This window comes from Isoptericola sp. BMS4 (assembly GCF_011634835.1).
Lineage (GTDB): Bacteria > Actinomycetota > Actinomycetes > Actinomycetales > Cellulomonadaceae > Isoptericola.
This window is the reverse complement of record NZ_SIRP01000027.1, coordinates 1-380: the sequence shown is the minus strand read 5'-3', so window position 1 is coordinate 380 and position 380 is coordinate 1. Positions and strand designations below refer to the sequence as shown.

The 380-nt window shown below is 69.7% G+C and carries 1 protein-coding gene; it reads left to right on the top strand.

The window, feature by feature from the left end:
- A partial coding sequence (locus tag EYB28_RS19825) for an IS30 family transposase (RefSeq protein WP_166853007.1) occupies positions 1–380 on the top strand: 380 nt, incomplete at both ends.

The window sequence follows — 380 nt, the reverse complement described above, 5'->3', positions numbered from 1 at the left end:
CAAACTGGCGGCCAACCCCCGCCTGGCATCCTGGGTCCAGGACAAACTGGCGCCACCGGCGCAAGGGCGCTGGGCGCGGGCGTGGAGCCCGACCCAGATCAGCCGACGGCTGCGGGTCGAGTTCCCCGATGATGAACAGATGCGCATCAGCCACGAGGCGATCTACCAGGCGCTATACGTCCAGGGGCGAGGTGGGCTGCGACGCGAGCTGGCCACCGCACTCCGCACCGGGCGTGCCATGCGCCGCCCGAAACGCTCGACAGGCAAGCGTGGGAAGCGGTCGATCCCGCCGCACCTGATGATCTCCGAGCGTCCCGCCGAGATCGAAGACCGGGCCGTGCCGGGGCACTGGGAGGGTGACCTCATCATCGGCGCGAACT